Source organism: Brevibacterium sp. UMB1308A (genome assembly GCF_030230605.1).
GTDB lineage: Bacteria > Actinomycetota > Actinomycetes > Actinomycetales > Brevibacteriaceae > Brevibacterium.
Genome location: NZ_JASPDO010000001.1, coordinates 116,387 through 129,669, shown reverse-complemented (window position 1 = coordinate 129,669; position 13,283 = coordinate 116,387). Strand labels below are relative to the sequence as shown.

Genomic DNA, 13,283 nt, shown 5'->3' with positions numbered 1-13,283 from the left:
CTTCCCTATGCGTCATTTACCGGCAAAAGCTCAAACGGGCTGTCTTGCACCGGCCACCAGGTCACTCCGACCCCACTGGCAACCGTCAGCAACGCCAGTATCGCGAGCACGCTCGCCAAGCCGATTGCACACCAATGCCCCACTGCCGACTTACCAACTGCCACTGCCGCAATCTGGCGCGAACCTCGGCGCAGATTCGACGAAGTGGGGCCAAACCACATGACAACCGCGCCAGCGCTCGCGGCAGCGATAAGCGCGGTCTCCTCGGCGTACCCTCGTGGCACGATCCCGGCGACGTCCAACCACATCATGAGCGCCACGGCGCATGCCGCAATGAGCGGCAAAATGAGCCCCACGGCCGTCAAAAGCCCCGCAGTCAGAAGTGCAACAGGCGTGCGTGCCACAGTGCCGGATGCGCTCGCCTTTCCGGTTGCCATGATTCGATCGCGGTGACTTTTCACCATGGTTCCTACCGTCCGCGCAAGAACTTGCCACACAATTACCACACCCAAAGTGATCATCGGTGCCAGTGCGGTGAGCGCGATCGACAACAATACGAGCGCAAGCACAGTCAAGGCCGACAGCTTCGACGCCCAGGCAGGGGGTCCCAGCACCGTCGGCTGTTCGTAGTGGTTTTGCGAACTGTATTGGGGGTGCGGGGTCCCAACCGGCGCAGACGCGTAGGCCGGTTGCTGAGTGAAATCCTGCGGGGGTGGCTGAATGTTGGCCGGCGGTACGTGTTGCTGAACCGGGTGGCCTCCCGGCCGTGGGCTCCCCATGAGTCCCATGGCAGAATGACGGTCCTGGCTGTGTGCGCCGAGGTCGTTGTTTGGGAACGCGGGCCCGTTGTCGAACGCTGGTTGTCCGGCAAAAGCCGCGTTTCCGTCCGGTGGCGCTGGAATTGCGGGCCCACCCACCATGGTGTCGCCGAGGTTGGGGGCAGGTGGGGGTGCTGGAACGGCACCGCCCAGACTTGGCATCTGGCCAGACTCGATCTCGACAAGTGCTTCCAAGATCATTTGGCCAGAAGGACGTCGTTCAGGCTTAGGGTCCAGGCATGCCCTCAGAAGGGGAACGAAGCGTTCGGGAACACCTTGCAGATTGGCTCGCCCTGAGGCGACACGAGCAATTACGGCTTCGATCCCGCCGGAACCGTACGGGTTGTGTCCGGTTGCGGCAAACGCCATGGTGGCAGCCCATCCCCACCAGTCAGTCTTTTCGTTGGACTGTTTTCCGTCCACAATTTCAGGGCTCAAGTACCCCGGTGTTCCCATGACCAAGCCGGTGACTGTCACCTTGACTTCGTCGGCTGCTTGGGCGATACCGAAGTCGATCACCATGGGTTCGCCGTCCATGATCATGACATTTGCTGGCTTGAGGTCACGGTGCACCACACCGGCGTTGTGGACCGCGGTCAGGGCGTCCAAAAGTGCGTGGCCAAAGTGGACGAGTTCGTCTTCTGCAAACGGACCGTTTTCACGTACGTCATCGGAAAGCGTGAGGCCATCGACGAATTCGGTCACCACATACGGGGTATCGGTTTCGAGTTCCGCATCGAGGACTGCGGCAATGCGTGGGTGTTGAATGCGTCGAAGGGTTCGCACCTCACGCGCTAGGCGCATCCGCGCTGTTTGATCATTGGCGATAGAAGGGTGCAACACCTTGACGGCTACGGGTTTGTTGTTCGGGTCCACCGCCAGGTAGACCACACCCATGCCGCCTGAACCAAGTTCTTCTATGAGGCGATAATTGCCCAACTGTTCAACAGCCATCCGTACCAGCCTATGCCAACACCTTAAAATATGTTATGAGCGTACTTTCCGAAAGGGACACATGAAACGGTTAGGTGAAGGTAAGTATCAATCGAAGCGGATCGATCCGCCACAGTCGGGCCCCGATTTTGTCGTCATTGCCAACCGTCTTCCGGTCGATCGAGACACCTCGGTCGATCCGCCTGCGTGGCGCACGTCCCCTGGCGGACTTGTCACAGCACTAGACCCCGTCATGTCACGCACTGACGGCGCGTGGGTCGGGTGGGCTGGTCAACCAGATGAAGACCTCGACCCCTTCGACAAGGACGGCATCCACATTGTGCCCGTGACTCTCACAGCAACTGAGGTACGCCGCTATTACGAAGGGTTCTCCAACGCGACGTTGTGGCCCTTGTTTCACGACGTGATTGTGCCTCCCGAATACCACCGCACGTGGTGGGATGCGTACCGCGATGTCAACGAACGCTTTGCTCACCGCGCTGCTGAAGTCGCAGCCACAGACGCAACCGTATGGGTCAACGACTATCAGCTCTTACTCGTCCCACTGCTTTTAAGAGCCAAACGCCCGGACCTCAAAATCGGTTTCTTCAACCACATTCCGTTTCCCGCGTGGGAACTGTTTTCCCAGTTGCCGTGGCGGAAAGAAATTCTGACAGGTATCCAAGGTGCTGATCTGATCGGTTTTCAACGCCCAAGCGATGCTGCGAACTTCCGCTCAGCAGTCCGGAACCTCTGCGGCACTTCCACCCGCGGCGAGCGACTCACCGTACCTGCCCAGGACGACCTCGGCGTTCCAGGGCACACCTCGATTGCGCGGCACTTCCCTATCTCAGTCGACACAGAGTCTCTCCAAGAACTGGTCGCCGACCCCGCCATCATTGAGCGCGCGGCCCAAATTAGGCGCGATCTGGGCAACCCAGACATCGTCATGCTGGGCGTGGACCGCCTGGACTACACAAAAGGCATCAGGCACCGTATAAAAGCGTTTGAAGAACTCCTCCGCGACAAGCGACTCAACCCAGAGTCGGTGACTCTGGTCCAGGTGGCCACCCCCAGCCGAGAACGCGTCGAGCAGTACAAACAAATTCGGCACGACGTTGAACTCGCCGTGGGGCGGATCAACGGCGAATTTTCAGACCTGAACAACCAGGTGGTTCACTATCTGCACCACTCATACCCCCGCGACCAAATGGTGGCTCTTTTCCTCGCCGCCGATGTATGCCTTGTCACCGCGCTGCGCGACGGCATGAACCTGGTTGCAAAAGAGTATGTCGCGTGCAGGCTCGACGACACGGGCGCGCTCGTCTTAAGCGAATTCACCGGCGCTGCCGATCAACTGACGCAGGCGCTCAAGGTCAACCCGCACGACATCGACAACATGAAAAACACCATCGTGCGGGCGTGCGAACTACCGCCTAAAGAGCAACGCCACCGCATGCGCCTCATGCGTAAACGCTTAGAAAAGGACACTGTGCACGTGTGGTCGCGCAACTTCCTCGACGCTCTTGAAGACGCTGCTACGCACCACTCCCGTGGCCTTCCTCAAGACCTGAAAACGGCTATTGAACGTTTGGCTCAGGCTTCCAGGCTCACCGTCGCGTTAGATTTTGACGGTGTTCTAGCCCCGCTTGTCGACGACCCGTACACGTCCGCTCCCCTGCCAGGTTCCGCCGCCGAGGTGCGAGCTCTGTCCGCGTTGAAACACACGCGGGTAGCGCTCGTGTCGGGAAGGAATCTGGACAACCTGTTCAACGTGTATGAGCCCCCTGCGGGAACTCTCATGTACGGCTCACACGGTTCAGAAACCGCCCACGTTCTGCCCGGTAAACGTGGACTGGAAGCCACCCAAGTGAACCTCACGGACTCAGAAGAAACCACGCTTGAGGAACTCGAAAACTGCGTCGAGGAATTTGAGACCAGATTCGCTGACTCCGGCGCGTGGATTGAACGCAAACCTTTAGGTCGCACATTCCACTGGCGAACCGTCAAACCGGAGTTCCGCGAAGAAGTTCTCGCACACATCCAGCAGACCCAAAACCGCTTCAACCACGTACGGCAAGTCAGCGGTCACGACATTCTGGAACTGACTGTCCGCCACGTCACCAAAGGGGACGCTGTCAACGAATTAACGACCTCGGCCCCGGAAATCCTCTACGTAGGAGACGACATCACGGACGAAGACGCGTTTGCCGCACTTGCGCAGAACCCCAACGCGGTCACCGTCAAGGTGGGCGAAGGCGAAACCCGCGCAACTTACCGCGTGAACTCACCAGCCGATGTCACCGACCTGTTGTTCCACCTGCGAGTAGCCCGCGAACAACACCAAGCGCAGTAATCGCAAGCCCCGCAGATTACCCAGCAGGTTCCGTCCAGGGGGTTCAACGTCTGCGAATCGGCTTTTCCGAACTGCGCAAAACAAGCTCAGGTGACATGGAGTATGTCGGCATGTAACCGGGGCGGCTGAGCATGGTTTCGAGCATGCCAACCGCAGTCTCAGCAACCGCCTGCCAATCGTACGTCACCTGGGAAATGGGTGGGCTGAGAACGTCGGCGTCAGAAATGTCGCCCACCGTCAGAAGCGACACGTGTTCAGGCACACTCAGCCGTTCGCGCCGAGCAGCTTCAAGCAACCCAAACGTCAACGACGGTGACGTCGCAATCACGGCAGTGCAGTTGGCTGTTAAAAGTTTCTGCGCCGCATGAATACCTGCGGGCAGGCCAGGTTCAGCTATCGCAACCGGGGCCTGGTCGCGGGTCGCCGAAATATGCAAAAGCTCAGCGAGACGTTTGCGGAAAGTCGAGATACGGGCAGCCGCAGCACTGTTGCGGGGAACCGCCAAGCCAATCCTGGTGTGTCCCAGGTTCACCAAGTGGCTCAAGGCCGTGTTCAGCGAGGTCGTCGGGTCCAAAACAATCTGCGCAGTTTCCGCGTATGTGGACTGGGCGATACGCAAAACCCGGATGCCTTCTTCTTGCATGCGGACCGCCTCGGGCCCTGCGGAGCTACCACCCAAAACCAGAGCCCCACGGATTCCGGAACTGGCGAGCATAGGAGTTGCAGGAGGAATCCCAGGGCCGGTGAGAACCCGGACGGCAGCCCGGCCCACTTCAAACAGGCGTTCGGACACGTGTAGAAACAGCGATTCGTACGGGTCCACATCGCTTCCCACCGGCACTGCTTGCACCACCGCGATTGCGGAACGCCCACCGGGAGCCGTTCCGTACCCCAGGGTCCGCACAGCGGTTTCAACTGCACGAACCGCGGACTCACTCACGGATGGTTTGCCACGCAAAACGCGACTCACGGTAGCAACAGACAAGCCAGAAAGTTCGGCGATCTGTTTGAGGGTTGGGCGGCTCATGCCCGACCTGCCGAAGTAGAGCCGCGGGCGATGAGTTTGGGGCGGAAGTTCGGTGGCACGGTTTTCATCTGTTCGCCAGGAATGTGCAAAACACTGCGTGTGGCGGCTGCGAGCGTTTGGGCCATTGCCGCAGAGTCCAGTGCCAGAACGGTTGCCGGTGGGCCCGTGTACTGCGTGGTCAGACTGTCGCCAATCCCCACAACAGACATATCTCGTGGCACGGTCAGACCGCGCTTCCGGATCGCATCAAGAACGCCAAAAAGCTGGAGTTGTCCCTGCACGATCACTGCTGTGCCTCCTGCGTCTTTGAGGCGCATAGCAGCGTGGATACCGCCGGAATACGACTTGGATACTCGGACAATCCAGTCTTCAGCACTACCCAAATTACGCATGGGGTGTTCGGCGAGGAATCGGGAAGCAAGGAGATCCGCAAGTTCTCCGGAGTCTTTACACACCAGGCCGATTTTGCGGTGCCCAAGGTCGGTTAAGTGTTCAAACGCCAAGCTCAGGCTCGTGGCCAAGTCGAGTTTGGCGGCAATGGTTTCGTTCAGAGACGTGTGTGCGCCAGCAAAAGAAGATTCGTCGAACCTCACTACCGGTACATCCACATCCACGTGTGTGAAGGTTGGGGTTACAACGAGTCCCGCACCTGCCTGAATCGAAGTTTTCAGTGACGCGAGGTTGGTGTCGATGAGCGGGGTCATGGTCAAGATTCCCTGTGACTGCAGTTCTGCGTTGACGAGCCGGCTCACTTCAAGTTGCCAGTGTTCAGGGTCTTGTGGCATGGCAACAGCGATGAAACGCACATCGTTGCGGGGAAGAAACGTTGACCGCGTGTACCCCACTTGTTGAGCGGCACTAAGCACCTTCTGCCTTGTTGCTTCCGCCACCGAACCGCGGTCAGACAACACACGAGAAACAGTGGTGACAGAAACGCCTGCAGCCTGGGCTACGTCATGGATGCGCACTGTCATACGCGTAGTCTACGAGATCGTTGCCTACCCGGTCATGCACCTGCTCTGACCAGCACTAAGAGAACGACATGTGGACACTTTTCCGTGAGCCGAGTCACTAAACGTAGTGTAACTTTACCTACATCATTTGCTTGACATCAGTACCACACACGAAAGGCCTGGCTATGACAGACGTCCCTAACATTCCGAACCTTTTCAGCATGTCCGACCGCACAGCAGTTGTTGTTGGTAGCGGTTCCGGTTTGGGTCAGGTTTCAGCCCTGGGGTTGGCGGATTCGGGTGCGCACGTTGTTTGCGCGGATCTCAACACTGAAGCTGCTGAAACCACTGCGCAGATCATTGCTGAACGTGGCGGTTCTGCTGAAGCCTTTACCGTGGATATCACCGACTCAGGCAGTGTCGACTCGCTCGCTCAGTCCTTTTCTGATGCTCACGCTCTGGTGATCACTCCGGGGGCGAACGTCCGTAAACGCCTGTTGGACACCACGGATGAAGAGTTCGACCGCGTGATCGACATCAACCTCAAAGGCACGTACCGCCTGATGCGCGCATTCGGAGACAATATGCGCGAGCGCGGGCGGGGTTCGATCGTCACGTTCGCGTCGTTCCGTGCCGAGGTCGTTGAACCCGGGCAGGGCCTGTATGCGGCTGCGAAGGCTGGGGTTGTGCAGTTGACTAAGACGCTTGCGAGTGAGCTGGGTGGTTCAGGGGTCCGCGTGAATACGATTCTGCCTGGCCCGTTCGACACGCCACTGACGGCGCAAATTAAATCTGATACTCAGTGGTGGGACGCGTACGCCAAGAAGACTGCGGTGGGTCGTTGGGGTCACCTGCATGAAATGGCGGGCCCTGTTCTGTTCCTCGCTTCCGATGCGTCCTCGTATGTGACGGGCACACCGCTACTTGTCGACGGTGGATGGATGGCCCACGACGGACGTTTCTCGCCACGCGTCTAGTTGCAAAGCGCGCTCGCAGGGGCGCCTCGGTTTTCCCCCTGGGAAAGGCGAGGCGCCTTAAAGCATGCGTGTACGTGCCACCTCGTACAGGGCGACTCCTGCCGCGACTCCCGCGTTGAGCGATTCGGTGCTTGCGCTGATGGGGATCGACACGATTTGGTCGCATTTTTCACGTATTAAGCGTGAAAGCCCTTTGCCTTCTGACCCCACTACAAGGCACACGGGTTCGCGAGCGAGTTCTAGTTTGGGCAGTTCTACGTCGCCGTCCATGTCCAGCCCCAGAACGAATACGCCGTTCTTCTTGAGGTCGTCGATGGCTCGGGCCAAGTTCACGACCTGGGCCACCGGAATACGGGAGGCTGCCCCCGCCGAGGTCTTCCACGCCGCCGCTGTCATGGAGGCTGCGCGTCGTTCGGTGATGATGACGCCGTGCCCGCCGAACGCTGCTGTTGAGCGGACGATGGCGCCCAGGTTACGTGGGTCGGTGATTCCGTCGAGAGCTACGAGGAGCGGGTGTTCCGCACGGTCGCGAGCCAGGGAGAGCAGATCGTCGGGATGGGCATATTCATAGGGTGGCACTTGAAGGGCAACGCCCTGGTGAATGGCCCCGTCGGTGATCCGGTCAAGGTCAGGTTTCCCGGCTTCGAGCATGGGGATGCCCCGGTCTGATGCGGCTTCGATGATAGCGCGAACACGTTCGTCGGTGTCGATCCGGCGCGCCATATACAGGGTGGTTGCGGGGATTCCTTCGCGCAGGGATTCAAGCACGGAGTTGCGCCCAGCCACGATGTCGGAACCGTGTTCCTTTTTCTTTTTGCGAGCCTGTTGTTGTGCCGCTCGTTTGAGTCGTTCCTGTTTGGCTTTGTACGCCTTGTGGTAGACGCGATCTTCGGCTTTTGGCGTGGGGCCTTTACCGGCGAGCGCGCGGCGACCGTGCCCGCCGGTTCCTTTTCGGGCGCGTGATCCTGGTTTCGACATACTTAATCCTTTAGGTGGTAGCGGAATCCGTCCGCGGTGTCTTCAATGACGATGCCTGCTTGGGTGAGTTGATCGCGAATCGCATCAGCGGTGGCGAAGTCCTTGGCTTTTTTCGCTTCTAATCTGCGGGTTGCAAGTTCAGACACGAGTACGTCCAGGGCCTGGGTGGCGGCGTCTGAGCCGCTTGCGGTTTCTGCCCACTGGAGACTTGTGGGATTGATTCCCAGTGTGTCAAGCATGGTTTCGACAGCAACCAGGGTGTGTGCGAGCTCTTCGTGGCTTGTGGAGCTTCCGGCTTCGAGCAGTTTGTATCCCTTGCTCACGTAGTCAAAAACAACCGCGAGCGCCCGAGGTGTACTCAAGTCATCGTCCATGGCCTGCGCAAACTCCGGTGCCACGTGGCCGCCTTCGTAGCCAGTTTCGAAGGACACAACGGCAGGTGCTGCGTCCCCGAGTGCGGTTCGGGCCCGCGTGAGGAAGTTGGTGATGCGCGTGGCCGCTGCCTGTTGCTGAGCCACGTTGTCCCGGGTGAATTCGAGTTGGGATCGGTAGTGGCCCGAGGTGAGGAAGAAGCGCACGAGCAACGGCGAGTATTCGTCAAAAAGATCGTGGGCGAAAATCGAGTTCCCCAAGGACTTGGACATTTTGTTGCCGTCCACACTCACCAGCCCCGAATGCATCCACAGGTTTGCGAAGGGGTCGCCCGCCGCGTTGGACTGTGCCATCTCGTTTTCGTGGTGGGGGAACCGCAGGTCTCGTCCTCCTCCGTGGATGTCAAACTGCGCACCCAAGTACTTGGTGCTCATTGCCGAACATTCAATATGCCAGCCGGGACGACCTCGGCCCCATGGGGTGTCCCACGACGCCGTTACCGGGTCAGCGTCCTTGTGGCCCTTCCACACCGCGAAGTCACGCGGGTCGCGTTTGCCACGCACGGGGGCGTCGGCGGCGTCTTCCATGCTGTCGCGGTCCTGGCGGGTCAGCGATCCGTATTCCGGCCACGAGGCAGTGTCGAAGTACACATCGCCTGATCCGTCCTGTGCTGGATACGCATGGCCAGCTTCGATGAGACGAGCGATCAGCTCAATCATTTCTGGAATGTGCCCGGTAGCCCGCGGTTCATAAGTTGGGGGCGCGACTCCGATCCGCTCATATGCCTCGGTAAAGACTTGCTCATAGAGGAAAGCGTGCGCCCACCACGGTCGGCCTTCATCAACTGACTTGGAGAGGATCTTGTCGTCGATGTCAGTGACGTTCCGGACCAGGGTGACGTCGAAGTTCCGGTATGTCATCCACCGGCGCAACTGGTCGAAAACAACCGCCGAACGCATGTGCCCAATATGAGGTGCACCTTGGACCGTGGCACCACACACGTAGATGCTCACACACCCCGGCGTCACGGGCGCGAAAGGCTCTAGCTTGCGGGTTTTCGAGTTATACAGCTGAATCGTCACGCATCAAGTGTACTTAAATGCTGAGCTTGTCTACGATATGGGACTGCATGACGAAGATGTGATTCATGCTATATATTTCTCGTTCGATCAGCCCCGCAAAGGTCGCTGGGCTGGTTAACGGGCAACACAGATTATCTGTGCAGGTTTAAAGGACAGTTGATGAAACAAGTTACTTCCTCTCAGCCACGCCAGGTCTTTAGTACACAGACGGCGTTCATTATGGCTGCAATTGGTTCGGCCGTGGGGCTGGGCAACATTTGGCGTTTCCCTTATGTTGCGTTTGAAAACGGTGGAGGAGCGTTTATCCTCCCCTATTTGATTGCACTCATCACGGTGGGTATCCCTTTTCTGTTCTTGGACTATTCGATCGGCCACAAATTCCGCTCGTCATCACCACTGAACTTCCGCCTGCTGAACCGTGGCACTGAACCCATCGGCTGGGTACACGTGGGAATCGCGTTCGTAATTCCCATTTATTACGCGGTCATCATCGCGTGGGCGATTTGTTATACGTTCTTCTCACTCAACCTGTCATGGGGAGACGACGCAGAAGGCTTCTTTGGCGGAACGTTCCTCCAACAGTCTGGGGATGTCACGTTTAGCGTGCAACCGGTCGTCGGAGTACTGCTACCTCTCATCGCGGTGTGGGTCGCTACCCTACTGATTCTTGTGGGCGGTGTGCAGAACGGAATTGCGCGCGTCAGCAAGATCTTCTTGCCTATTCTGCTGGTGCTGTTTGTGGGGTTGGTTATTCGCTCGCTCACCCTTCCGGGCGCTGCTGAAGGACTTAACGCGTTCTTCACCCCTAACTTCAGCGCGCTTGCTGACCCCAAGGTCTGGATTGCCGCCTACGGTCAGATCTTCTTCTCCCTGTCCGTTGCTTTCGGAATCATGATCACGTACTCGGCCTACCTCAAGCCACGCACCAACCTTACTGGTTCTGGCCTGGTCGTTGGTTTCGCTAACTCCAGCTTCGAAATCCTGGCCGGTATTGGTGTGTTCGCCGCTCTTGGCTTCATGGCTCACCAGAGTGGTGTCGCTGTGAGTGAAACTGTGGCAGGTGGACCAGGGCTCGCGTTCGTTGCCTTCCCTGCTCTCATTTCGGAAATGCCAGGTGGATCCATTTTTGGTGTCCTGTTCTTTTTGAGCCTGGTGTTCGCAGGCCTGACATCACTCATTTCGCTGGTACAGGTTGTGACAGCGGCCGTTGCAGATAAACTGGGCATCTCGCAGAAGACCTCAACGATCGTCTTCGGTGGATTCATGGCAGTTGTCTCCTGTGTCATCTACCCCACGATCACGGGACTGAGCGTGCTCGACGTGGTCGATGCCTTCGTGAACAACCTGGCCATTGTGGGAATTGCTCTGATCGCTCTCATCTGCTTGGCGTGGGTGATCCGCGCACTGCCAACCCTGCGTGACCACCTCAACAAGGTCAGCAGTTTCAAGGTGGGCTGGGCCTGGATTGCCTTCTTGGGCGTCGTCACCCCTGCCGTGTTGGGCTACATGTTCATTACATCCACATATGACTTGGTCAAAAACGGATACGGCGAATACCCCGGCTGGTTCGTGGGCGTATTCGGATGGGGCATGGTCGCCGCACTAGTGGTATTCGCGGTGATCCTGTCACTGGTTCCGTGGCGCAAGAACGTCATTGACGCAGCGCGTACGGACCACGACGAGACACAAGAAGCAATTCACGCTCAAGACGTTCAAGGAGAACACGCATGACCACATCGGCAATCATCATGATGCTGCTGTCCATTATCACCGTATGGGGTGGATTGGGAGCCGCGATCGTGCACTTGAAGAAGCACTCAGACGTCGAAGGCTGAGTCTGTTAGAGCTAAGTAACCATGTAGGAACCGCGTTCAGCTATAGAAGCTGAACGCGGTTCCTACATAGACTGGGATTTATACACCTAGTCGATCACGCATAGGAGTTGACGTGCCCACAACAGTTAAAGGCATCGTTGCCAAAGCTAAAGGACAGCCGGTCGAACTCGTCGACATCGTCATTCCAGATCCCGGCCCAGGCGAGGTCGTGGTCGACGTGCAGTCATGCGGTGTGTGCCACACGGACTTTCACTACCGCGAAGGCGGAATCGGAGACAACTACCCGTACCTGCTGGGTCACGAATCCGCGGGAGTCGTTTCCCAGGTAGGCGAAGGTGTCACAAATGTGGAGCCTGGCGACTTCGTGATTCTCAACTGGCGCGCCATCTGTGGTGAGTGCCGCGCCTGTAAACGAGGCGAACCGTGGTACTGCTTCGACACCCACAACGCGACTCAGAAGATGACTCTCACCGACGGCACGGAACTCGAAGCGGCCCTTGGAATCGGTAGCTTCGCAGACAAGACCCTGGTGGCTGCCGGGCAGTGCACCAAAGTCGAAGAAACCGACCCGGCGGTCGCTGGCCTGTTGGGGTGCGGTGTCATGGCCGGTCTGGGTGCAGCCATCAACACCGGTCAAGTCACGCGCGGTCAATCCGTCGCTGTCATCGGCTGTGGTGGAGTGGGAGCGGCAGCCGTTGCTGGAGCACGCCTGGCAGGCGCCTCCCGCATCATTGCGATCGACTTTGACGACCGGAAGCTTCAGTGGGCAACAGACCTTGGCGCCACGCACACCATCAACTCGCGCGACCTCGGCGAGGATGACGTTGTCACCGCTGTGCAGGAACTCACCGGTGGTTTTGGTGCTGACGTCGTGATCGACGCGGTTGGGGTTCCTGAAACGTGGCGCCAGGCCTTCTACGCCCGCGATCTCGCCGGAACTGTGGTGCTCGTGGGAGTACCTACCCCTGAAATGGAGCTGTCCGTTCCGCTCCTCGACGTTTTTGGCCGCGGTGGCTCGTTGAAGTCCAGCTGGTACGGCGACTGCTTGCCCGAACGCGACTTCCCCATGTTCATCGACCTGTTCAAACAAGGTCGCCTGCCTCTGGACAAATTCGTTTCTGAACGCATCACAATTGACCAAGTTGAAGACGCGTTTGCCAAAATGGGACGCGGTGAAGTTCTACGATCGGTGGTTATCAATGACAGCGCGAATTGAACGACTCATCACGTCCGGCACTTTTTCGCTTGACGGCGGAACGTGGGACGTGGACAACAACGTGTGGATAGTTGGGGATGACGCCGAGGTCGTTGTCGTTGACCCTGCCCACGACCCTGAACGCGTGGCAGATCAGGTGGGAACACGTTTTTGCGAACGTATCCTGCTCACACACGGTCACGACGACCACATTCGCTACGCACTTGAAACGAAGGACTCGCTGGGCGGTATCCCCGTGTGCCTCAATGCAGAGGACGCGATGCTGTGGGACGCCGTATTCCCAGACGTTAAACCGGATGAAAACATCCAGGATGGAAACACGTTCAGCATCGCGGGACTTCAGTTAAAAGCCTTGCACACGCCGGGCCACTCCCCCGGTTCCACATGCTTCTACATCGAAAGCGGACTCACGCTCGCCCAGTTGCCAAACGACCTCGGGCAGGCTGTAGACCAGTTGCGCGACGAACTAGGCGAAAACGCCGGCGTTCCCGTTTTGCTGTCCGGCGACACTCTGTTTTCTGGTGGTCCGGGCGCCACTGGACGGTCGTATTCGTCCTTTGACACCATCATTGATTCGATTCGCTCCACACTGTTTGAGCTCCCAGATTCAACCGTGGTTCTCACTGGGCACGGTGACGCCACAACAATTGGCGCTGAACGTCCTCAACTGGACGAATGGATCGCCCGCGGTCACTAAACCCCGTTAAACTGTCTGTACCAACCTTCAAGACAAGGG

At 58.3% G+C, this 13,283-nt stretch carries 11 protein-coding genes; 6 read left to right on the top strand and 5 right to left on the bottom strand.

The window, feature by feature from the left end; translation table 11 throughout:
- Positions 1–5 precede the first annotated feature (5 nt).
- Entirely contained in the window at positions 6–1,772 is a 1,767-nt protein-coding gene (locus QP868_RS00605) for a serine/threonine protein kinase (RefSeq protein ID WP_284924570.1), read from the bottom strand.
- 61 nt (positions 1,773–1,833) lie between these two features.
- Here QP868_RS00605 and QP868_RS00600 point away from each other — a divergent pair, with 61 nt between their 5' ends.
- Positions 1,834–4,107, top strand: coding sequence for a bifunctional alpha,alpha-trehalose-phosphate synthase (UDP-forming)/trehalose-phosphatase (locus QP868_RS00600; protein WP_284924569.1), 2,274 nt, complete (start codon positions 1,834–1,836; stop codon positions 4,105–4,107).
- A gap of 43 nt (positions 4,108–4,150) precedes the next feature.
- On the opposite strand, the gene QP868_RS00595 is transcribed toward QP868_RS00600, so the two are convergent.
- Together QP868_RS00595 and QP868_RS00590 are read right to left on the bottom strand one after the other, a co-directional pair.
- Positions 4,151–5,134, bottom strand: a complete 984-nt coding sequence (locus QP868_RS00595; RefSeq protein ID WP_284924568.1) for a LacI family DNA-binding transcriptional regulator — start codon at positions 5,132–5,134, stop codon at positions 4,151–4,153.
- The gene (locus QP868_RS00590; protein ID WP_284924567.1) at positions 5,131–6,108 is read right to left on the bottom strand and encodes a LacI family DNA-binding transcriptional regulator; all 978 of its coding nucleotides are present in this window, start codon (positions 6,106–6,108) and stop codon (positions 5,131–5,133) included. Before QP868_RS00590 ends, QP868_RS00595 begins: the two co-directional genes overlap by 4 nt.
- 164 nt (positions 6,109–6,272) lie before the next feature.
- Between QP868_RS00590 and QP868_RS00585 the strand changes: the two genes are divergently transcribed.
- A complete protein-coding gene (locus QP868_RS00585; protein WP_284924566.1) occupies positions 6,273–7,064 on the top strand; it encodes an SDR family NAD(P)-dependent oxidoreductase in 792 nt (263 codons plus the stop codon).
- A 57-nt stretch (positions 7,065–7,121) separates the two neighbouring features.
- Here QP868_RS00585 and rlmB read toward each other — a convergent pair whose 3' ends face one another.
- The gene (gene rlmB, locus QP868_RS00580) at positions 7,122–8,042 is read right to left on the bottom strand and encodes a 23S rRNA (guanosine(2251)-2'-O)-methyltransferase RlmB (protein ID WP_284924565.1); all 921 of its coding nucleotides are present in this window, start codon (positions 8,040–8,042) and stop codon (positions 7,122–7,124) included.
- Between the two features lie 2 nt (positions 8,043–8,044).
- Positions 8,045–9,496: a cysteine--tRNA ligase gene (gene cysS, locus QP868_RS00575; RefSeq protein ID WP_284924564.1), complete on the bottom strand. Its 1,452-nt coding sequence runs from the start codon at positions 9,494–9,496 to the stop codon at positions 8,045–8,047.
- Positions 9,497–9,655: 159 nt separating this feature from the next.
- Here cysS and QP868_RS00570 point away from each other — a divergent pair, with 159 nt between their 5' ends.
- The 4 genes from QP868_RS00570 to QP868_RS00555 all read left to right on the top strand — a co-directional run bounded on the left by QP868_RS00570 (position 9,656) and on the right by QP868_RS00555 (position 13,244).
- On the top strand, positions 9,656–11,227 hold the full coding sequence (locus QP868_RS00570; RefSeq protein ID WP_284924563.1) for a sodium-dependent transporter: 1,572 nt from the start codon (positions 9,656–9,658) through the stop codon (positions 11,225–11,227).
- Complete coding sequence (locus QP868_RS00565) at positions 11,224–11,331, top strand: methionine/alanine import family NSS transporter small subunit (RefSeq protein ID WP_284924562.1); 108 nt, start codon at positions 11,224–11,226, stop codon at positions 11,329–11,331. The genes QP868_RS00570 and QP868_RS00565 overlap by 4 nt, the downstream gene beginning before the upstream one ends.
- 112 nt (positions 11,332–11,443) lie before the next feature.
- Positions 11,444–12,547 (top strand): S-(hydroxymethyl)mycothiol dehydrogenase, encoded by a 1,104-nt coding sequence (locus QP868_RS00560; protein ID WP_284924561.1) that lies wholly within the window; start codon positions 11,444–11,446, stop codon positions 12,545–12,547.
- Entirely contained in the window at positions 12,531–13,244 is a 714-nt protein-coding gene (locus QP868_RS00555) for an MBL fold metallo-hydrolase (RefSeq protein ID WP_284924560.1), read from the top strand. Before QP868_RS00560 ends, QP868_RS00555 begins: the two co-directional genes overlap by 17 nt.
- Positions 13,245–13,283: the final 39 nt, after the last annotated feature.

Bases quoted from the DNA above. Each gene is read 5' to 3' on its own strand.
- QP868_RS00605 (WP_284924570.1), bottom strand. From the start codon at position 1,772: ATGGCTGTTGAACAGTTGGGCAATTATCGCCTCATAGAAGAACTTGGT.
- QP868_RS00600 (WP_284924569.1), top strand. From the start codon at position 1,834: ATGAAACGGTTAGGTGAAGGTAAGTATCAATCGAAGCGGATCGATCCG.
- QP868_RS00595 (WP_284924568.1), bottom strand. From the start codon at position 5,134: ATGAGCCGCCCAACCCTCAAACAGATCGCCGAACTTTCTGGCTTGTCT.
- QP868_RS00590 (WP_284924567.1), bottom strand. From the start codon at position 6,108: ATGACAGTGCGCATCCATGACGTAGCCCAGGCTGCAGGCGTTTCTGTC.
- QP868_RS00585 (WP_284924566.1), top strand. From the start codon at position 6,273: ATGACAGACGTCCCTAACATTCCGAACCTTTTCAGCATGTCCGACCGC.
- rlmB (WP_284924565.1), bottom strand. From the start codon at position 8,042: ATGTCGAAACCAGGATCACGCGCCCGAAAAGGAACCGGCGGGCACGGT.
- QP868_RS00570 (WP_284924563.1), top strand. From the start codon at position 9,656: ATGAAACAAGTTACTTCCTCTCAGCCACGCCAGGTCTTTAGTACACAG.
- QP868_RS00565 (WP_284924562.1), top strand. From the start codon at position 11,224: ATGACCACATCGGCAATCATCATGATGCTGCTGTCCATTATCACCGTA.
- QP868_RS00555 (WP_284924560.1), top strand. From the start codon at position 12,531: ATGACAGCGCGAATTGAACGACTCATCACGTCCGGCACTTTTTCGCTT.